Source organism: Salegentibacter salinarum (genome assembly GCF_900168115.1).
Classification (GTDB): domain Bacteria; phylum Bacteroidota; class Bacteroidia; order Flavobacteriales; family Flavobacteriaceae; genus Salegentibacter; species Salegentibacter salinarum.
The window spans coordinates 228,323-246,280 of record NZ_FUZC01000004.1 but is presented as its reverse complement, the minus strand read 5'-3'; the positions used below and the strand labels follow the sequence as shown (position 1 = coordinate 246,280).

Sequence of the window (17,958 nt, the reverse complement as noted above, 5' to 3'; positions counted from 1 at the left end):
AAAGTAAAGGACAAACTTCTAAAAGCTTAAGATTGAAATTTTTTATAAAGAGAATTGATTTTCAATGAAATACCAGCAGAATTCTTAGCTATACCTTTAAGTCTAATTTCCTGATTTTCTTCTGTGATTTCGGTTTCAAGGTTCAGCACGGCATCGGTATTTGGGTCTACCACAGCCATAAATTTCACGTTATTGCCTTTTTTGAATTGAAGTTTACATCCACACCTGCGCTCGGCTTCCTCTTTAAATAAATTCATTAAAATAACACCCGGAGTAACCGGCCTGCCGGGAAAATGTCCATCGTAAATCTCGTGATCCTTATTAATTTTTATCTGGGTAAGCTGTTTTCCGTTTTCTTCGGAAGAATTTAATACTGAATAAAAATTCTTTAATATCATGTATTGGCTGGTGTTGGTGTCTTACTAAATTACGCAGAAATTTCAGGAATTTAAGCTTTCAGAAGAATTTTATGGTTCAAAAAACGTAGCGGGTATTTCCTGGTTAATTTTAATATTTCTAAACTCAAGAGTCGTCATATCCCCGGCTTCCTCTTTTAAATCAACCTGTTCCACAATATTCTCTCCATTAAAAAATAGGTGAATTTCAGCAAACATGGCTTTTAGATTTTTATCCTTCGGAATTATTAAAGCAGCAATCAGGTTATTTTTACGAGTATAGGAAATATCAAAATTCTCATTATCCTGAAGCAATTTGCCATTCACACTTCCTGTAATAAGTTTGGCAATTTTATCAAAAAGTTTGTTAGAACTGGTGTTTCTCACGCTTTTATCGCCTGCATCATTTATATGCAGCTCACCTTCTATAAAAAGAATTACATAATCCTGAGGCTCGGCATATTCCCATTTTAATTTCTCAGGATTCTGGTAATAAAGTTTGCCTCGACTCACAGATTCTTCCGTGATCATTTCAATTTTTTTGGTTTGTATAAAGTCGGCTTCCAAAGTCGTTAATTCATTAGCTTTAGTCAGCATCTCCTCCTGAAAATGGGAAATTTCCTCTTTAGAAAGCTCGTCCTGGGCCGCCAAATTCAGGCTTAAAAACAATAATAGAATATTAAGAATACGCATTGATTTCCAGTAATTTATCAGGTCTTATCACCTTATAGTGATTGTTTTTCAAAAATAGCAACAACTGTTCCAGTATGTTAACGGTATTAGCATTATTATCGTGCAAAAGGATAACCGCTCCCGGTTTCAGCCTTTTTTTAATTCTATTTAAAATAATTTCTTCTGAAGAAAGCACCGCATCAAAAGACCTTATACTCCAGCCTATAGATTGCATCTCGGTTTTTCGAAGGGCTTTCTGCGTTTTCGGGCTTACAATTCCGAAAGGCGGTCTAAAGAGCCTCATTTTTATCCCTGCTGTTTCTTTGGCTATTTTGTTACAATCTTCAATTTCTCTTATAATAGTAGAAACACTTAAAGCACCCATTTTTCTGGTATGACTATAAGTATGATTGCCAACCAAATGTTCTTCTTCAATAATTTTTCTGAAAATTTCAGGGTGATCTTTAATATTTTTCCCGATGCAGAAGAACCCGGCTTTTACTTCATATTTTTCTAAAATCTTTAAAATTTCCAGTGTGTTTTCTACCGGTCCATCATCAAAGCTAAGTGCGATTTGTTTGTCTTTGATCCTTCGATTTTCACTAATTGATTTTACAAAGAAATTAAACCGAACATTGGTAGACACGGTAAGCAAAAAAAGCAGGTAGAAAACGATAAATGTCAGTACGTACCAAAATGAAGCAAAACCAAAAAATGCTAGTACTAAAGCAGCACATAGCAGCAGGACAATAACTGTATTTATAATTTTAAAACGCACTGAGTAAAATTAAGCTGTGATCCCTGCCAAGATACTGATTGTAAATAAGAATATTTTTTGGGGCTTTACTTTCTATATCATTTAATTTAAGAATTGAAGGTATTTTGCCGGATTTAAGAATATTACCAGCCAGGTAAATCGCATAGCCCGAAGCCGTATCAAAATCGCCAACTAAATGTTTATAGGCTAGTTGGGTTGTATTTTTAAACAGTTTTTGCTGAAGATTTTTATAAAAATAATCGTACCGATTATCTCCATTCATACCTAAAATCATCGTGTCTATATCAGCTGGATCCAGTTTATTTGTTTCTAAAAAAGCTTCGATTTCTTCATTAATTTTTTCCGGCGGTATGGTGTTTTTAATAGAAACATTTTGAATCTCGGCATAAGTATTTTCTTTTCTTTTATTTGAAAGAGCAAAAAAATATGCCCCTTCTGAAGTAATCGTACCCGTTGAATCTTCTTTTAGTAAATCAAGATTTTTAATTGGAACTGATTTTAATTGTCCATCGAGTTTTCTGAAAGAAGTGATTTTTTCTGAAATTTCATCTACTCCCCCAACCAAAATTGAATTTAAAAAAGGATCTTCATCGAACTGCATTTGGGCATCCAGCAAAGCGGTTTCCAGCGAAACTGAATTTTGAGTATAAGTCACATTATAATTTTTACAACCCAAGTTTAAAGCGATTTGACCCCCAATTGTATTATGTGTAGATTGAATAAATGATGTTGGAGTCAATAATTTTTCATTCTGGTCCAGCATATTTTCCAGGAATTTCTCAGTATCCTGCTTACAACCTTCGCCGGTACCGGTAATAATTGCATCAGGAACTTCAATTTCAGCTTCTTTTAAAGCGATTTTAGCTGAAGTAATCCCCATTTTAATCGCTTTAGACATTCGCCTTAAAGCCATAGGTTTTATGAAATCCCTGTAATTTGGTGAAATTACAGGGAAAATATTTTCATAATAAGTACTTGCAAACCCTTCGGAAAATAAATCTTCCTCCTGTGCTGAAACAATTCCAATCCCGTTGATATAGATTTTATTCCCCATTTTTTCTAAAAATTAAGGAAGTACAGTTTCCGCCAAATCCAAATGAATTTGAAAGAACATACTTGATCGGTTTTTCCTTCAAATTAGTCACTGGTATAAAGCCAGAACTTTGCATTGGATCAGAAAAATTGAGATTAGAAAAAACCTGTTGATTTTGCAGCGATAGCAAACTATAAACTGCTTCCAAAGCTCCCGCTGCCGCTAAAGTATGGCCGGTAAAGGCTTTGGTAGAACTAAAATCAGGTAAATTTTTTGAAAAGATTCTTTTTAGAGCTTCAGTTTCTGCACTATCATTATTCCTGGTCGCGGTGCCGTGGGCGTTGATATAATCAATTTTTTTCGAAGAAATTCCGGCAGTTTTTAAAGCTTTTTGCATTGCTAAAAATGCCCCTTCCCCATTTTCTGAAGAAGCGGTTTGATGAAATGCATCATTGGCATTTCCATATCCCGAAATCCTTCCTAAAACCGGTTTTCCATTTAATTCTTCTTCGCCTTCTAAAACTAGATATGCAGCGCCTTCTCCTAAATTTAAACCATTTCTGCTTTCATCAAACGGTTTGCATTGTTCATCAGATAAAATCATTAAAGAATTAAATCCATTGAGGGTGAATTTGGTAAGACAATCTGTTCCGCCCACAATCACTCGTTTTAGTTTTCCGGCTTTAATCATCCTGGCTCCCAGCATAATTGCGTTAGCTCCTGAAGAACAGGCAGTGCTTATTGTACTTACAAATTCGGTAATCCCGAAATATTCAGCGATTTTTTCCGTAGTAAAGCCGGGGTGTTGCGCGCGTATAAATCGGTTGTTATCGGTTTTTCCTTCTGTGAAATCTTTAAAATAGGTTTCGGTAGCATCCATTCCGCCAACGCTGGTTCCAGAAATAAAGCCGGTCTCGTTGTCGATTTTCCAACTAGATTGCGTAACCGCTTCCTTTACGGCAAATGCACCCAATAAAGCAGCCCGTGAAAAACTATGATTTTCGGGAAGGTTTAAATCTTCAGCGAGCGATTCGTTAGAAATCTTAATTTCCCCAACTGGTAAATTTTTGTGGATCGTTTCAAGAATTTCAGAAGAAGAAATTCCGTGTTTTCCTAAAATTAAAGAGCGATAATTTGCGGCAGTGTTGTTGCCAATAGCAGAGAAAATCCCCATTCCGGTAACGGCAACACCTTTATTCATAAATTATTTGGTTCGGTTTTCTTCAATAAATTGAGCCATTTGGTTTATAGAAACAAATATTTCTTTTCCTTGGGCAGGATCGGTGAGTTTAATCCCGTAATCTTTTTCCAAAAGCACAATAAGCTCCAGGGCGTCGATAGAATCCAGGCCAAGACCGTCGCCAAAAAGCGGTTCGTCGTTGCTTATATCGGCAGGATCCATATCTTCCAGGTTAAGTTGCTCGATGATACTTTCTTTAAGTTCAGTGTGTAGGTTTGTCATTTTCAGCGCAATATAATTTTCTGAGGTTTTCTTCGGAAAATGGAATATTTCTCTCCTTTGAAACCAGGCACAAAAATACATCATATTCGCCATTTTGCAAGTCTATCCACCCAGAAAGCACCTGGTGACTTTTTCCTGAAATCAATAAAGATTCGGTGTAATCTTTAAGCAATTTAGCATTAAAATCTTCCGAAACGAAAAAAGCATTCTCACTTTGAAGTTTATATTTAATGCTTATTTCACCCAATACGATATTTGGCAAGGTATAAACGAAAAGCGAAGGGGACGCAAACGTTTCTGTGCTTTCTTGAAATTGCCTGTCGATTTCCAGGCTGGAGGCATTGTTAGAGATTACCAGAGCGGTGTCTTCTGTTGGTTTATTTTTTCTAAAAATAATTTCAGAAGCCAGAATTCCCATTTTCGATAGTCCGTCCATTTTATGAAATTTAGGGTATTTCAAATCTAAAAAATCATAACACGCCTTTAGAAAAAAATTGAGTTCCTTTTCTGAAGAATCAAAAATCAATTTCTCTGAATTAAAAATTTTACCATTTTTAATCTTCACCCAATTCTGTATGTGAAATTGATTTGACATCTTATTGCTTTTCTGCTTTAAAAACCAGAGCTAAATTACAACCGCCAAATCCGGAAGCGGTTTTTAGAGCATACCTTATTTCTTTTTTCTCATTTTTCTGAATAACATTTAAAGGCTTTGAAACTCCAAGTTCTTCGAAATTTTTAGAAGCAAATATTTCATTATTCAGCATCGAATGTTTGGTGATAATACTTTCTATTAAAGCCGAAGCACCCAGTGTATGCCCGTAGAAACCCTTTAAACTATGAAGTGGACTTTTCTGTAAAGCAGACCTTTGAAAAGCCATACTTTCCATTTCATCATTATATACGGTTGCCGTGCCGTGAGCCGATAAAAACCCGATTTCTTCTGCGGAAATAGAAGCTTCTTTCAGCGCCTTTTGAATGCTTTTATACAAACCTTCGCCGGTCCTGGACGGTCCTGAAATATGGTTGGCATCATTTGCTGAAGCATCACCAATCAAACTGATAACATTTGAAATCTCGGGCTTTTCAGTACTTACCATGATAGCTGCTGCGGCTTCTCCCAGGCTAATCCCATCACGATCTTTTGAGAAAGGCTTACAGGCTTTGGTGCTTAATGCCTGGAAAGAATTGAATCCAGAAATCACAAAATCACTGACCAGATCAGCTCCGACAACAATAGCATTCTTTATTTTTTCTGAATTCCCCAGTCTTCTCGCTACGGCAAGTCCTAAGCCTCCGGAAATACAAGCATTGGAAACAATTATAGGAGTTTGTGCAAAACCGAAAAAATTGGCAACAACTTTTCCTAATTCACTTAATTTTAAACGATTTATAGGAAAACCTCCGGGTTCATTTAAAAGATCAATGTTCCCTTTGGTGGTAGCAATAATTAAGGCGGTTTTCGTTGGGTCCAGGTTTCTATTTTTATTCAGAATTAGCTTTACTGCCAGGATAATCAGTTTTTCCAACTTGGTAAATTTTTCAGAAGATCCAATTTCTGAAAAAGCCTGGTTTAAAAGAGTTTCATCAATAATTCCGGCAAAAAACGGGTTTTCGGTAATTTCTGGTCGTTGCTGAAGCTTTAAACCTGAGTTTCCCTCACGAATTGACTGGATATTTTCTTTAGTAGAAAATCCCAATGGAGAAATAATAGCATCGTCTAACAGGTAGAGTTTCTTCATTAAAGCAGCTTCATTTTCTTTTTCCAATCTAAGAAAAACGGCGGATTATTTAACACTAATTCTCGCTTTTCATCAAGGAAAACCTGCAAGGTCTCACCGGTACAAACCAGGTCTTCACCTTTAAAAATTTTATAACTGAAATTTATTTTTGCAGCTTCAGAATTTTCAAAAGTGGTTTCTACCCTAAAAACATCGCTATATTTTAATGGTAATTTGTGCTCACAAACAGATTTTACGATGGGCGTAGAAAAACCTTCAGCTTGAGCATCTAAGTAAGAAATACCGTGCTCGCGGCCAAAATCTTCGCGTCCTTCTTCGAAATATTTCAGATAATTGCCGTGCCACACTATTTGCAAAGGGTCGCATTCGTGAAAACGGACCCTAAGATTTGTAATTGTGGTTAAAGATTTCTCAAGCATATCAATCTACAGTAACAGTTTTCATTTCAGAAGTTGCTAAAAGATTTCCTTCTTCATCAAAAGTACGCGCACCCACAGAAGTCACATTCATAAATTCCTGAAGGATTTCTACATACGTGACCAATTTGTTTCCCGCTTTTGGAAGTTCTAGGATTTCAACAGATTTAATAGCGCCTATAAATCCCGTTTTTGGTTTATCGAGTCCACTTAAAAATCCTTCGTAACCACGCCAAAGCGACATACTCTGTGCCATATGCTCAATAAGACCGGGTTCAGAAAAAATGCTGTTTTCTACCAGAATATTATCTTCGGGAATTGTAAAACCAGTGGTTCCGGTCTTATCGGTGTATTCCAGCAAACTGTCTACCATTACAAATGGAGGTTTCTGCGGAATTAACTGCAGAATTCGGTCTAATTCCAAAATGGGTTCTTTAAGTAAATTTTCTGCCATAAGTTGTTTTTAGCTGAAATCGTTCCAGTAATCGTAATAATTATACCATTGATGCGGATACTTTTTTAGCATCGTTTCCAGGTTTTCAAGATAAGCTTTTAATAGATTTTTCGCATCATTTTTCTCAGGATTATAAGGCCTGGCATAGAAATGATAATGAAAATTCTTTTCCCGCATAATGTGCACAAACAATACGGGGATTTTATTCCGTGCCGCCAATTTAAAAGGTCCTTGAGGAAACTGCACAAATTTTCCCATAAAATTTTGGGTATAAGTTTTGGTATTTTCGGTGTAACGATCGGTGGCAAAAACCAGGAGTTCGTTGTTCTGAAGGGCACGGTTCATTTCAAAAATATGAGAGAGATCTTCTTTTAAAACAATTAGTTTTATTGCCGATTTTCCGGTTACCGAATCCAGGTAGTTTTTAATTTCTTCGTGTTCTAAATCGGTAACCACAAGGTTCACAATTTGATAATTGTTTCTATCATCAAAAAAATGTTTGGCGAGATTGAAATTACCTATGTGAGCGGTAAGTAAGATTCCTCCTTTTTTCTGTTGAAGTAGATTTTCAATATGTTGAATCCCGTCAAACTCAAAGCTATACTTATGTTTTAATCCTGAAGCAATTGCGATGCGATCCAGTTGAATTCTACCAAAGGTGAAATAGCTTTTGTAAATATTCAAAACTGCTTTAATTCGGGAATATCCCAGCCGTTTTCTGAATAAATAATAAACACTCTTAGTAGAATTAAAGGCAAAAAAAACAAAATAAAGTGCTACAAAAAGAAGGACAAAATAAGATGCGGAAAGCCCGAAAGTTTTGATGATGAAAACGTAAATTTTCAACCCCAGAACAGTACCACGCGATTGTCCTTTCCAATTAGACATAATTAAGAGTAGAGTCCGCCGTTAATATTTATGACTTCGCCCGTAATGTAAGAAGTCTTTTTTGAAGCCAGGAAACTTACCAAATGGGCAACTTCTTCGGCTTCCCCAAAACGGTTTAAAGGAATTAATTTTTTAAGTTCATTTTCATCGAACTCTGCAGTCATATCTGAGGTAATAAATCCCGGAGCCACGGCATTTACGGTAATTTTTCTTTTTCCAATTTCCTGCGCCAGGGCTTTTGTAGCGGCGACCAGTGCTCCTTTAGCCGCAGAATAATTTACCTGCCCGGCATTACCTTTTAAACCGGAAAGTGAAACGATATTTATAATTCGCCCATACCGGCGTTTCAGCATATTTTTAATTAGTGGCTGCGTGACATTGTAAAAACCATTTAAACTGGTATTGATCACCGAATGCCAATCTTCAGGCTTCATCCACATAAAAAGTCCGTCGCGGGTAATTCCGGCATTATTCACTATTACTTCAATTTCAACCTCTGGATAATTTTTACTAAAATTTTCTATCGAAATTTTAGTTTTTTCAGTATCTGCAACATCAAACTGTAGTAATTCGCATTTTACACCTTCTTCTTCTATAAGCTCTTTGGTAGCGGTAGCAGCTTCAGTATTGGAATGGAAATTCAGCAAAATATTATAACCCAGTTCCTTTGCCAGGTTTATGGCAATAGCTTTTCCAATTCCGCGGGAAGCACCGGTGATGAGGGCGTATTTCATTTAATTATCGGTTTTGAGGTAGGTCTAGATTGCAGACGACCTGCCATTCTTAATAGACTTCGTTATTTTTTAGGTAATCTTTTACCTTGGCGTTGGTTTTATATAATGGAAAATCTTCTTTTATTTCCGGTATTATTTTATTCATTTCCTCTAAAACCTCTTGAGTTTTTTTCGAGAGCTTTTCATCAAAATCCAGGTATCGTAAAGCCTGCACAATAGTGATAAGTTCTACCGAAAGCACTTCAAAAGTATTATCGATAACCGTTTTTGTAATGTTCGCGGCATTGGTGCCCATACTTACAATGTCTTGGTTATCGTTATTGTTGGGTATACTGTGAATATACATAGGATTTGACAGCGTTTGGTTTTCAGCAGTCGTCGAAACCGCTGTAAATTGCGCTCCCTGCATTCCGAAGTTTAAACCCAGTTTTCCCAGGTTTACAAACGGCGGTAAAATATCATTGAGTTTATGGTTTAGCAAATAATTAAGCTGGCGTTCGGCAAGCATGGATAGTTTGGTGACAACGAGTTTTAACTTATCCATTTCCAGAGCCACATAATCCCCATGAAAATTTCCACCGTGATAAACGTGCTCGTTTTGCACATCTATAATTGGATTATCGTTGGCAGAATTCACTTCCTCAATTAGGATCTTTGCGGTGTGTTCAAGGGTATCGTAAACCGGTCCAAGAATTTGCGGAACACAGCGTAAACTATAATATTCCTGTACTTTTTCTTTGAAATACGTGTTTTTGTCGGCGGCATCATTATACAAATGCTCATTACGGTCTCGCGTAAGTCTGCTGTCTTTTAAATGATTTCTCATTATTTCAGCTATCCTTTGCTGACCAAGATGTTTTTTAGCGGTGTTTAGCTCTTCAGATAAATGATCGTCGTAAGCCTGGACGATCTCATTAATCGCCGAAGAACAAAAAACCGACCAGTCAAGCAGGCGTTTGGCGAAGATGATATTTACAATCCCAATGCCCGTCATTGCCGAAGTGCCGTTCATTAAAGCCAGTCCTTCCCTGATTTCAATTTCTATCGGTTGAATATTTTCTTCAGCAAAAACTGCTTTAGTTTCGCGAAGTTTTCCCTTATAAAAAACTTCTCCCTCACCTATTAAAACTAGCGCCAAATGCGCAAGCTGTACTAAATCTCCCGAAGCTCCTACTCCACCATGTTCAAAAATTAATGGTGTAATATTTTTATTAATTAGTTGCTGCATAACTTCAACAACCGATTGATGTACGCCAGATTTCCCTAAGGAAAGTGTATTTAAACGCGCCAGCATTAGCGCTTTTACATAAAGCGGCTCCATAGGTTCCCCCGAACCAGCAGCATGACTTCTAATTAAATTATATTGAAGCTGAATGCGGTCTTTTTCCTTGATCTTATATTGCGCCATTGGGCCAAAACCGGTATTTACGCCATAGATAACCTTATTCTGAGAAAACTCTTTTAGAAACTCAAAACTGGCGTCAATTTTGGATAGATTTTGTGAAGACGACTGAATTTCAGTATTTTCAAACAAAACCTTGTAAAAATCTTCCAGGCTAAGGGCATCATTAATTTGGAGCATAGGCCGCATTATTGTTAAAAAGCTTAACAAATGTACTATATTTAGCCCGTATTTAAAATTGCCGGATTTCGATTTAGAATGAATATTTATTAGATATCCAGATCGGCATAAAATTTAAAATGAAACAGCTTAATACCCAAATCTTAATTATTGGCGCAGGGCCATCGGGAATGGTCGCTGCCGGCTATTTAAAAAAACAAGGGGTTGATTGTTTGGTAGTAGAAAAAAGTATATTCCCACGTTTTAGCATCGGCGAAAGTTTGCTTCCTAAGAGTATGGAGAATTTTGAGGAATCAGGTTTACTGGAAGCTATTAAAGCAGCCGGATTTCAGAAAAAATATGGCGCAAGGTTTATAAAAGCCAGTAAAGTGGGGGAATTTGATTTTAGTGAGAAATATGGCGAAGGCTGGGATTGGACCTGGCAGGTTCCCCGGGCCGATTTTGATCTTGTTTTAGCTAATGAAATTCAGAGGAAAGGAGTAAAAATTTTCTTTAATGCGGAAGTTAACAATGTGGATTTCTGCGGAAAAAAATCGACTACTAAAATTCTTATTAATTCTGAAGAGAAAATCGAGATAAACGCTGATTTTATAATTGATGCCAGCGGTAACGGTCGGGTTTTAGCTAATCAGTTAGAATTGAATACATCTCCAAAAATCACGGGTAATTCTTCGATATTTACACATATTAAAGAAACGGACAGACCAAAGGGAAAAGAAGGTGAATTGATCACTTTTGAAGTTTTGGATACCAAAACCTGGTTCTGGTATTTTCCTTTTTCAAATGGAAATGCAAGTCTGGGATTTGTTAGTAATCATGACTGGTTTAAAGATTTTAGCAATGATAATTCAGTAGCATTTAAGAGAATGCTGAAAAAGCTGAAATATTACCTGGGTAGGTTTGATGATGAATTATTTCTTTTTGAACCGGTTAAAATGCCAAATATTTCAAGAAATGTAAAGAAAATTTATGGCGACGGATTCGCTTTAAGCGGAAATAGCGCCGAGTTTCTTGATCCTATTTTCTCCTCGGGAGTAGCTTTTGCTACGGAATCTGGTTTGCAGGCAGCTAAACTCGCCAAACTTGAAGTGGAAGGTAATAATGTGGATTGGGAAAAAGACTATACCGAATATATGCAATCCGGGATTTCTGTATTTAGCAGTTATGTAAAAGAATGGTATACTGGGAATTTGCAGAAATTGTTTTTTCACGAAATGCCGCGAACTGAAATAAAAGAACAAATATGTGCAGTGCTTGCGGGTTATGTTTGGGATAAAACTAATCCGTTTGTAAAGAATCACCAACGGATTATTAAAAATGTAGCTCGCTTAATAGACCAGGAAGAGATAAATTTTTAAAAACTTTTAATCTTAAAATTCTGATGACAAAGCGTTTAAAAATTAGTGTTTATTTTATTGCATTCTTTCCCCTAAAAAGTTTGGAAGGTAAGTAAGTAAAAGTTACATTTGCAACCGCAAAAATGTTTGCACGTTCTTAAATATTGGAGAGGTGGCAGAGTGGTAATGCAGCAGCCTGCTAAGCTGTCATCCTTTTTGGATGCCCGGGTTCGAATCCCGGTCTCTCCGCAAGATTTTTTAGTCTGCGGATTTTTATTCTCCTTTTCCAATGGAAAAGATAGGGATAATCTTCCTCCGTCTCCCGGACTGCTTTTTGAAAGAGTATTTTGGATCGGAAAGGCTAAAATTTTTAAGCTAGTAAGCTTGGGGTATAGCCCCGACATTTGTCGGGATAAACTCCGCCCAGTTATCGCGCCGAGCGCGATTAAAAAATTGCTCGGGGTGTAGCGTAGCCCGGTTATCGCGCCTGCTTTGGGAGCAGGAGGCCGCAGGTTCGAATCCTGCCACCCCGACGAACCTTCTTTAAAGGGATATAAAAACACTGTTAATCTATTGATTTTCAGTGTTTTTTGTTTTTACGATATCATTTGATATCGTTTGATATCACCCTATCCAGTGAATGATTCGGTGAATACTTTCTTTCCAGCATTTCACTATCTTAGAATGATCATTAGATCGATTTGACTTTCGTCTTTAACACCTATTGTTTAACTTAAAGACATTCGAAATGCCTGATTTTACTACATTCTCCGTGCTTTTCTTTACAAGGAAGCTCAACCGGAACAAAAAAGAATTATCCATTTACGCCCGTATCACGGTAAATGGAAAATGCGCTGAAATGAGCCTCAAAAGGAAAACTTCAGTGAATGAATGGGATAGTTCTAAAGGACGACTTAAAGGAACTTCCCCCAGGATTAAAACACTAAACAGTTATTTAGACCAGGTTTACTCCAAATTACTGGACACCCAAAAGAGAATTCTGGATAAGGATAACTTAATCACTGCTGATAAAGTCAAAGCTTCCTACCTGGGATTAGATGAAGAACATAAAACCCTCAAGGATATTATTGAGTATCATAGCCAGACAATGAAGGGCGTCCTTAAATGGGGTACGCTTAAGAACTATAATACCACTGCCAAATACTTAGATGAGTTTCTAAAAAAGAAAAAGAAAACCAATGATGTTTATCTAAAGCAAATCGATTACCAGTTTATCACCGAATTTGAAATGTTTCTTAGGAATTACCGGGCTAAAAAAGAAAGAAAAACCTGCGGAACGAATGGTACGATGAAACACTTGGAGCGATTTAAGAAAATGATCAACCTGGCCATTAAATTAGAATGGTTGGAGAAAAGCCCTTTTCAGAATTATAAAATGAAATTTGAAAAGAACGAGCGTCAATTCTTATCGGAGCGGGAACTAAAAATGGTCGAAGAAACCTATTTTAAGAGTGAATCTCTGGAACGGGTTAAAGATATGTTTCTATTCTCATGTTATACCGGGCTTACTTATGGTGAGCTTAAAGAACTCAACAAAGATCATATCGTTAAAGGAATGGACGGTAAAAATTGGATATATACCAAACGTGAAAAAACTAATGAACCTGTAAAAGCTCCACTACTCTATAAAGCCGATATTATTTTGAAAAAATACCGGGAAAAGCGGTTTGACCTTTTTAGTAAATATTTGTTTCCGGTAAGATCCAATCAAAAGATGAATCAATATGTAAAAGAAGTAATGAAAGCTTCAAAAGTGAGAAAACACATTACTTTTCATTCCGCGCGGCATACCTTTGCCACCACCGTTACTCTTTCTAATGGGGTGCCTATCGAAACGGTTTCAAAACTTTTAGGTCACACAAAATTATCTACTACACAGATTTATGCAAGAGTTTTGGAGCATAAAGTTAGCGGTGATATAACCGCACTGGAGAAAAGAATGACGAAGAAGGAAAGAAAAAGATCGGACTCCTCAAATGGAACTAATGAGAGCGATTGAAATTCTTTCAAGTAGCCGTTTTAGTTTAATGGCTATTCTTCTTCGTTTTCATCAAAAAGAGCCCGTAATTCGGTCTTGGGATTCAGTATAAATCCTTCCAGTACTTTTAAAGCTTTTTCCTGAATGGCACCAAAACTCTCATATTCCAAGGATCCGGCGGCAATAAAATCTTCATCGAGGCCCAAAACCTGTGAGAGGTAAGTATCATCTTCCCCTTAGTAATATATAATAGCATCTGATCCCAGGATATTAAGTTCCAGAGAATATGGTACTTGCTTCAAATATTCCTTCGAATAAAGCTCCGGTATATTAAACGATACCGTTTTGGTAACTGGATCGAAGGATAGCAATGTTGGAATATAAAGCCTGCCGAGGTCAAACATCGTTTTTTAATTTAAACATCCTACATCTAATTTAATAGAAATTACTTATAAATGTCAATATGGAGCCTTTATCTTCTGTTCAATTTTAGAGAATTTTACGATAATTTGTCTCAATCAATACTTTTTTACAAAAGCAATAAGATACATGACATATTAAAATTCATTAAAATTACTTTAGAACGGAATAGAAAGAATCATACTGCCGATTATTTAATATATTTTCTTGTTACTGGATTTTTAATTTAAATTTGCTGCAAATCTTTAATAAATTTAATATGTTTAAAAAATTACTTTTGGTAGGGGCTATCTTAACAGGTATGGCCTCCTTTGGACAGGAAGTAGATTTCGGAATCCAAGCAGGTTACACTAATGTTGAAGGTAAGTCTTCTAACTCTTTAGACAATATTTCTTCATCCGGTAATTCATCCGGTTTTTATGTAGGGGCTTTAGCCGATTTTACATTATCAGAGAATTTTCATTTACAGCCTTCTGTAAATTACGCAAATGCTGATGAAGTGAATTTTCTAGTAGTTCCCGTCTTGGCTCAGTATTATATCGAAAATTCTGGTTTTTATCTTCACGCCGGACCACAGGCAACTTTTATATTAGATGATGTCTCTATTAGTGGTGTAGACGTTTTTAACACTTTTGGATTAGACTTAGCTTTTGGAGCTGGTTACGAGATCAATTCCAATTTTTTCGTAGAAGCAAAATATAGCTTAGAGCTTACAAATAGGTTCTCAAAAGAAATTAGAGACGCTGCTGATACTGAAAATGTAAAGGTAGATTCTCAATTTAATGCCTTAAGTATTGGCTTAGGCTACAAATTTTAAAGCTTTGCATTAAAATTAAGAAAAAAGGAAGCCGCAAGTTTCCTTTTTTTATACCTATAGATTATGAACCACCATGTCCAAGCATTTTTTTATAAAGTATGGGCAACTGGCTTTTTATAATTAATAATTAGATAAGCTACCAATAGATTTGGCACCCAACACAACCAGGCAACAATGCGGTATGCAAAAATGAAGTCGTCTAATAATATCGTCAAAATAGGAAGCCAAAACCTTAATGTCACTGCTGCAAAACACGCAGCATAACTATAGATCATCAAGTCCTCATGTAGCTTAATTTTACCATTTTTTATACTTTTATACCCCAGAAAAGTTGAGATCATCCAAATAAGGGCAAGTGAGCTAAAGCCAACTGTACTTGTGATTCCTCCAGTTGAAAAAAAAGCTATATAAAGTCCGCAAATTCCACTTATTAAAACAGAAACAACATATATTTTCCCTATCCCCCTATGTAATTTAATATTTCTACTTCTCAATTTTTTACTGAATTGCAGCCATCCGATCAACAAAGCAAGACCTCCAAGAAAAATATGTACATAAAACATAATATTCCATAAAGTATCACTTAAAAGGTCCACCGACTTAGTTCCTAATAATCCAAATTCCCGGTCAATGAAGAAGTATAAAATAGGATATAAGCCAATAGTAATAGAGAGCACGCCAAGTATAATCCAGGAAGCTTTTTTCATTTCAATTTAAATATCATATAAAAATAAATATTTCGTTGTGGAGTTTTTCCAGCTTTTTATTCTAAACTTTCAATATTCCGATATATCCGAACCTAAAATTAGTGTACTTTAAGACTTAACTAATTTAAGGTTTTAGCTTTAAAGAAAATTCCATTTTTAAGTGACACTAAATTAACATCACCTTTATTTACAAATAACTTTTAGTCCCTATTAATGTTTTAGTATTGTAACCCGTTTTTAAACTTCTAAAAAAGGCACGAAGTTTTGCCTTTTGAGGGAAAAAATGAGTAGCAAGAGGATACCGGGCGGAGCCTCGTTACATTTTTTATATTATTCATTTTCAGTAGTTTATGTTTTCAATAAAAGGGGGTTTTAGATAAATTTGCGACAAATGGCTTGAGAAACCGCACAAACAGGGTTAGAATTGCGACAATGGAAATAGAAAGTTAAAAGAACTCACTAACGATCATATGATTAACGGAATGAACGGTGAAAAGAGGATATATACCATACGTACTAAAGAAATAAACCTGTGAAAGCATCCCTACTTAGTAAAGCCGAGATAATTTTAAAAGAATATCAGGAACAGGTCAATTACCTTATCAATAGATACTTGTTTCCAGTGATATCTAACCAAAAGATGAATACCTATGTAAAAGAAATCATGAAAGCCGCCAAAGGTGAGAAAGCATATTACTTTTCATTCCGAGAGACACACTTTTGCCACGCCGTTACAAATTGGGTGCCTATTGAGACTGTATCTAAGCTGTTAGAGCATACAGAATTATCCACAACACAGATTTATGCAAGAGTGATGGAGAATAAAATCAGCGGTGATAAAAGCATGTTGGAAAAGACGATGGCGAAGAAGAATAAAAAAATACTGAATCTCTAAAAAGTTAATCAGGTCTATCGAAATTCCCATTAAAAGTCTTTTTAATTTAATGGAATTCTTCTTTATTTTCATTCTTATTAAGAAAATCCAGTAATTTATTTATATGATTAAGAATATACTCTTCTAGAACTTATAAAGCTCTTTCCCAAAAGACACGTAAACTTTCCTACTCGAGGTAAGCACAGTAATGAAGGCATTATCGAACTTTAAACCTGGTAAAGGTATGTATCACCTTCTCCATAATAATAATACATGATACTTTAGAAACCATAATATTAAGTTCCGGTAAATAGCAAACTTCCTAAAAATACGCTTAAGCCTATTGTAGTAATATAGAAAATAAAATACACGATGAAATTGATCCAACTTCTACAAACAGTTTTTGACAAAGCATTCACCAGATAATGTATATCCTGAGGTTAATAAACAAAGTAGTAGCCTAAGCCAACGTAATGTCAATTGAAAAGGTTACCAATTAAGCCATTAAAAATTTTAAAACTCCAGTTTAGGCAAGATTGATTGATTCTAAAAATAGCATTGGATTTCGAACGATTGCGAGCAGGACTATAAGCACTATTTTAAATTTTATGATAATTAGGCGCAACCTTTTAAAAGAATCTTCATCTTATATAAGAAACCCTCATATTACCACATAAAAGGGGCTTCTTATTCTTACTAGGGATGGATTTAGAAAATATATGTGCAGCTATATGATCGTGTGGAGCAAGAAGGAAGTGATACAGAATATAGAATTGAGTTTGGTGTGGATTAATCACAAGGTTCGGGCTATTTTTTGAGACTATGGCTGAGGAATCCTATGTCCAAAGACAATTTACTTTAAATACCTATATAAATTAAATTTAAAAAAATCACTGGTTCAACCAGAAAATTAGTTTTTAAAATTAAAGTTTTAGAAACCTTATGATAGCTTTATAATTATATCATAACATAATTAATTTCGCCATGAAGTTCACCGCCATAAACCAACAAAAATCCGATGAACTACTGTAGTTAACTTTAAATTAACATAGTGTTACTTCTTTTTTAATAATTTAACTTAAAATTTCATTATTTATGAAACTATATATAAAACTCCTCATTGTCCTTTTTCTCTTTACGGGAAACGCTTGCGATAAAGAAAATGATCTATCCCCAGAAGAACAACTGCCCGAAGCCACCAAAACCGGTGCAAACACCGCCGGTTGCTTGGTTGATGGAGAGGTTCTTTTGCCAAAGGGAGGAAGTTTGAACAGCGGTTCTATGTTAAAAGCACAGTATATTCTCAATGAAGGAAAATATATCTTTAGCCTATCATTAACAGATAGAACAACCGGTGAATTTCAAAGAACTGTACAAATTGAATCAAAAAATGAGTCTCTTAAAGAAGGGGAAACTTATACCCTTAGCGAATTAAATGAAATAAGTACCTCTGCTTTTTATTTATTAGATGCTGGTTTTGTTGATGCATTTGTTACTACAAATACTATAAAGGGAGAGTTTATATTTTCTCGATTAGATGAAGAAAGTGCAATTATCAGTGGTGAATTTTGGTTTGATGCTGTGAACGAAGAGGGGGAGATAGTTGAAATACGGGAAGGGAGATTTGATGTACGTTATTAAAGATAAT

20 protein-coding genes and 2 tRNA genes are annotated in these 17,958 nt (G+C 35.7%); 7 read left to right on the top strand and 15 right to left on the bottom strand.

The genetic code is table 11. From position 1 onward, the window contains the following. Positions 1 to 26 precede the first annotated feature (26 nt). The 13 genes from B5X53_RS07030 to B5X53_RS06970 form a co-directional block, all read right to left on the bottom strand. A complete protein-coding gene (locus tag B5X53_RS07030; protein ID WP_079712523.1) occupies positions 27 to 398 on the bottom strand; it encodes an ApeI family dehydratase in 372 nt (123 codons plus the stop codon). Positions 399 to 467: 69 nt separating this feature from the next. Continuing rightward, positions 468 to 1,088 (bottom strand): flexirubin biosynthesis/transport protein LolA2, encoded by a 621-nt coding sequence (locus B5X53_RS07025; protein WP_079712522.1) that lies wholly within the window; start codon positions 1,086 to 1,088, stop codon positions 468 to 470. Continuing rightward, positions 1,075 to 1,845, bottom strand: coding sequence for a polysaccharide deacetylase family protein (locus B5X53_RS07020; protein ID WP_079712521.1), 771 nt, complete (start codon positions 1,843 to 1,845; stop codon positions 1,075 to 1,077). The genes B5X53_RS07025 and B5X53_RS07020 overlap by 14 nt, the downstream gene beginning before the upstream one ends. Then, positions 1,835 to 2,899 (bottom strand): beta-ketoacyl synthase chain length factor, encoded by a 1,065-nt coding sequence (locus B5X53_RS07015; RefSeq protein WP_079712520.1) that lies wholly within the window; start codon positions 2,897 to 2,899, stop codon positions 1,835 to 1,837. Before B5X53_RS07015 ends, B5X53_RS07020 begins: the two co-directional genes overlap by 11 nt. After that, positions 2,889 to 4,079, bottom strand: coding sequence for a beta-ketoacyl-[acyl-carrier-protein] synthase family protein (locus tag B5X53_RS07010; RefSeq protein ID WP_079712519.1), 1,191 nt, complete (start codon positions 4,077 to 4,079; stop codon positions 2,889 to 2,891). Before B5X53_RS07010 ends, B5X53_RS07015 begins: the two co-directional genes overlap by 11 nt. Positions 4,080 to 4,082: 3 nt before the next feature. Then, on the bottom strand, positions 4,083 to 4,340 hold the full coding sequence (locus B5X53_RS07005; RefSeq protein WP_079712518.1) for a phosphopantetheine-binding protein: 258 nt from the start codon (positions 4,338 to 4,340) through the stop codon (positions 4,083 to 4,085). Next, the gene (locus tag B5X53_RS07000) at positions 4,321 to 4,935 is read right to left on the bottom strand and encodes a hypothetical protein (RefSeq protein WP_079712517.1); all 615 of its coding nucleotides are present in this window, start codon (positions 4,933 to 4,935) and stop codon (positions 4,321 to 4,323) included. The genes B5X53_RS07005 and B5X53_RS07000 overlap by 20 nt, the downstream gene beginning before the upstream one ends. Position 4,936: 1 nt before the next feature. Beyond that, complete coding sequence (locus B5X53_RS06995; RefSeq protein WP_079712594.1) at positions 4,937 to 6,082, bottom strand: beta-ketoacyl synthase N-terminal-like domain-containing protein; 1,146 nt, start codon at positions 6,080 to 6,082, stop codon at positions 4,937 to 4,939. Further along, positions 6,082 to 6,501, bottom strand: coding sequence for an acyl-CoA thioesterase (locus B5X53_RS06990; RefSeq protein ID WP_079712516.1), 420 nt, complete (start codon positions 6,499 to 6,501; stop codon positions 6,082 to 6,084). The genes B5X53_RS06995 and B5X53_RS06990 overlap by 1 nt, the downstream gene beginning before the upstream one ends. Position 6,502: 1 nt before the next feature. Continuing rightward, positions 6,503 to 6,952, bottom strand: a complete 450-nt coding sequence (locus tag B5X53_RS06985) for a hotdog family protein (protein ID WP_079712515.1) — start codon at positions 6,950 to 6,952, stop codon at positions 6,503 to 6,505. A 9-nt stretch (positions 6,953 to 6,961) separates the two neighbouring features. After that, positions 6,962 to 7,840, bottom strand: a complete 879-nt coding sequence (locus tag B5X53_RS06980; protein WP_079712514.1) for an LpxL/LpxP family acyltransferase — start codon at positions 7,838 to 7,840, stop codon at positions 6,962 to 6,964. 2 nt (positions 7,841 to 7,842) lie between these two features. Then, on the bottom strand, positions 7,843 to 8,574 hold the full coding sequence (gene fabG / locus B5X53_RS06975; RefSeq protein WP_079712513.1) for a flexirubin biosynthesis SDR family reductase FlxB: 732 nt from the start codon (positions 8,572 to 8,574) through the stop codon (positions 7,843 to 7,845). Between the two features lie 49 nt (positions 8,575 to 8,623). Further along, on the bottom strand, positions 8,624 to 10,156 hold the full coding sequence (locus tag B5X53_RS06970) for a flexirubin biosynthesis tyrosine ammonia-lyase FlxA (protein ID WP_079712512.1): 1,533 nt from the start codon (positions 10,154 to 10,156) through the stop codon (positions 8,624 to 8,626). Positions 10,157 to 10,275: 119 nt separating this feature from the next. Between B5X53_RS06970 and B5X53_RS06965 the strand changes: the two genes are divergently transcribed. The 4 genes from B5X53_RS06965 to B5X53_RS06950 all read left to right on the top strand — a co-directional run bounded on the left by B5X53_RS06965 (position 10,276) and on the right by B5X53_RS06950 (position 13,513). Beyond that, positions 10,276 to 11,514 carry an NAD(P)/FAD-dependent oxidoreductase gene (locus tag B5X53_RS06965; RefSeq protein WP_079712511.1) on the top strand — a complete coding sequence of 413 codons (1,239 nt, stop codon included), beginning with the start codon at positions 10,276 to 10,278 and terminating at the stop codon, positions 11,512 to 11,514. A 145-nt stretch (positions 11,515 to 11,659) separates the two neighbouring features. Next, a tRNA-Ser gene (locus B5X53_RS06960) sits at positions 11,660 to 11,742 on the top strand. A 209-nt stretch (positions 11,743 to 11,951) separates the two neighbouring features. Further along, positions 11,952 to 12,026: transfer RNA gene (locus tag B5X53_RS06955), tRNA-Pro, on the top strand. 215 nt (positions 12,027 to 12,241) lie between these two features. Further along, positions 12,242 to 13,513, top strand: a complete 1,272-nt coding sequence (locus B5X53_RS06950) for a site-specific integrase (protein ID WP_079712510.1) — start codon at positions 12,242 to 12,244, stop codon at positions 13,511 to 13,513. A 32-nt stretch (positions 13,514 to 13,545) separates the two neighbouring features. Here B5X53_RS06950 and B5X53_RS19025 read toward each other — a convergent pair whose 3' ends face one another. Beyond that, a complete protein-coding gene (locus tag B5X53_RS19025; RefSeq protein WP_157822125.1) occupies positions 13,546 to 13,698 on the bottom strand; it encodes a hypothetical protein in 153 nt (50 codons plus the stop codon). A gap of 473 nt (positions 13,699 to 14,171) precedes the next feature. Between B5X53_RS19025 and B5X53_RS06945 the strand changes: the two genes are divergently transcribed. Continuing rightward, positions 14,172 to 14,729 (top strand): outer membrane beta-barrel protein, encoded by a 558-nt coding sequence (locus B5X53_RS06945; RefSeq protein WP_079712509.1) that lies wholly within the window; start codon positions 14,172 to 14,174, stop codon positions 14,727 to 14,729. An 89-nt stretch (positions 14,730 to 14,818) separates the two neighbouring features. Here B5X53_RS06945 and B5X53_RS06940 read toward each other — a convergent pair whose 3' ends face one another. Next, positions 14,819 to 15,436 carry a DUF2306 domain-containing protein gene (locus B5X53_RS06940; protein WP_079712508.1) on the bottom strand — a complete coding sequence of 206 codons (618 nt, stop codon included), beginning with the start codon at positions 15,434 to 15,436 and terminating at the stop codon, positions 14,819 to 14,821. 532 nt (positions 15,437 to 15,968) lie between these two features. On the opposite strand from B5X53_RS06940, the gene B5X53_RS06935 reads away from it, so the two are divergent. Then, on the top strand, positions 15,969 to 16,331 hold the full coding sequence (locus B5X53_RS06935) for a tyrosine-type recombinase/integrase (RefSeq protein WP_101023124.1): 363 nt from the start codon (positions 15,969 to 15,971) through the stop codon (positions 16,329 to 16,331). Positions 16,332 to 17,405: 1,074 nt separating this feature from the next. Further along, positions 17,406 to 17,951 carry a Riean_0653 family protein gene (locus B5X53_RS06930; protein WP_079712506.1) on the top strand — a complete coding sequence of 182 codons (546 nt, stop codon included), beginning with the start codon at positions 17,406 to 17,408 and terminating at the stop codon, positions 17,949 to 17,951. Positions 17,952 to 17,958: the final 7 nt, after the last annotated feature.

What these genes read in the sequence shown, in the direction of transcription:
- B5X53_RS07000 (WP_079712517.1), bottom strand. Translation starts at nt 4,935, where the DNA reads ATGTCAAATCAATTTCACATACAGAATTGGGTGAAGATTAAAAATGGT.
- B5X53_RS06965 (WP_079712511.1), top strand. Translation starts at nt 10,276, where the DNA reads ATGAAACAGCTTAATACCCAAATCTTAATTATTGGCGCAGGGCCATCG.
- B5X53_RS06985 (WP_079712515.1), bottom strand. Translation starts at nt 6,952, where the DNA reads ATGGCAGAAAATTTACTTAAAGAACCCATTTTGGAATTAGACCGAATT.
- B5X53_RS06995 (WP_079712594.1), bottom strand. Translation starts at nt 6,082, where the DNA reads ATGAAGAAACTCTACCTGTTAGACGATGCTATTATTTCTCCATTGGGA.
- B5X53_RS07010 (WP_079712519.1), bottom strand. Translation starts at nt 4,079, where the DNA reads ATGAATAAAGGTGTTGCCGTTACCGGAATGGGGATTTTCTCTGCTATT.
- B5X53_RS07015 (WP_079712520.1), bottom strand. Translation starts at nt 2,899, where the DNA reads ATGGGGAATAAAATCTATATCAACGGGATTGGAATTGTTTCAGCACAG.
- B5X53_RS06930 (WP_079712506.1), top strand. Translation starts at nt 17,406, where the DNA reads ATGAAACTATATATAAAACTCCTCATTGTCCTTTTTCTCTTTACGGGA.
- B5X53_RS06990 (WP_079712516.1), bottom strand. Translation starts at nt 6,501, where the DNA reads ATGCTTGAGAAATCTTTAACCACAATTACAAATCTTAGGGTCCGTTTT.
- B5X53_RS07030 (WP_079712523.1), bottom strand. Translation starts at nt 398, where the DNA reads ATGATATTAAAGAATTTTTATTCAGTATTAAATTCTTCCGAAGAAAAC.
- B5X53_RS06980 (WP_079712514.1), bottom strand. Translation starts at nt 7,840, where the DNA reads ATGTCTAATTGGAAAGGACAATCGCGTGGTACTGTTCTGGGGTTGAAA.
- B5X53_RS07005 (WP_079712518.1), bottom strand. Translation starts at nt 4,340, where the DNA reads ATGACAAACCTACACACTGAACTTAAAGAAAGTATCATCGAGCAACTT.
- B5X53_RS07025 (WP_079712522.1), bottom strand. Translation starts at nt 1,088, where the DNA reads ATGCGTATTCTTAATATTCTATTATTGTTTTTAAGCCTGAATTTGGCG.
- B5X53_RS06970 (WP_079712512.1), bottom strand. Translation starts at nt 10,156, where the DNA reads ATGCTCCAAATTAATGATGCCCTTAGCCTGGAAGATTTTTACAAGGTT.
- B5X53_RS06945 (WP_079712509.1), top strand. Translation starts at nt 14,172, where the DNA reads ATGTTTAAAAAATTACTTTTGGTAGGGGCTATCTTAACAGGTATGGCC.
- B5X53_RS06950 (WP_079712510.1), top strand. Translation starts at nt 12,242, where the DNA reads ATGCCTGATTTTACTACATTCTCCGTGCTTTTCTTTACAAGGAAGCTC.
- B5X53_RS06940 (WP_079712508.1), bottom strand. Translation starts at nt 15,436, where the DNA reads ATGAAAAAAGCTTCCTGGATTATACTTGGCGTGCTCTCTATTACTATT.
- fabG (WP_079712513.1), bottom strand. Translation starts at nt 8,574, where the DNA reads ATGAAATACGCCCTCATCACCGGTGCTTCCCGCGGAATTGGAAAAGCT.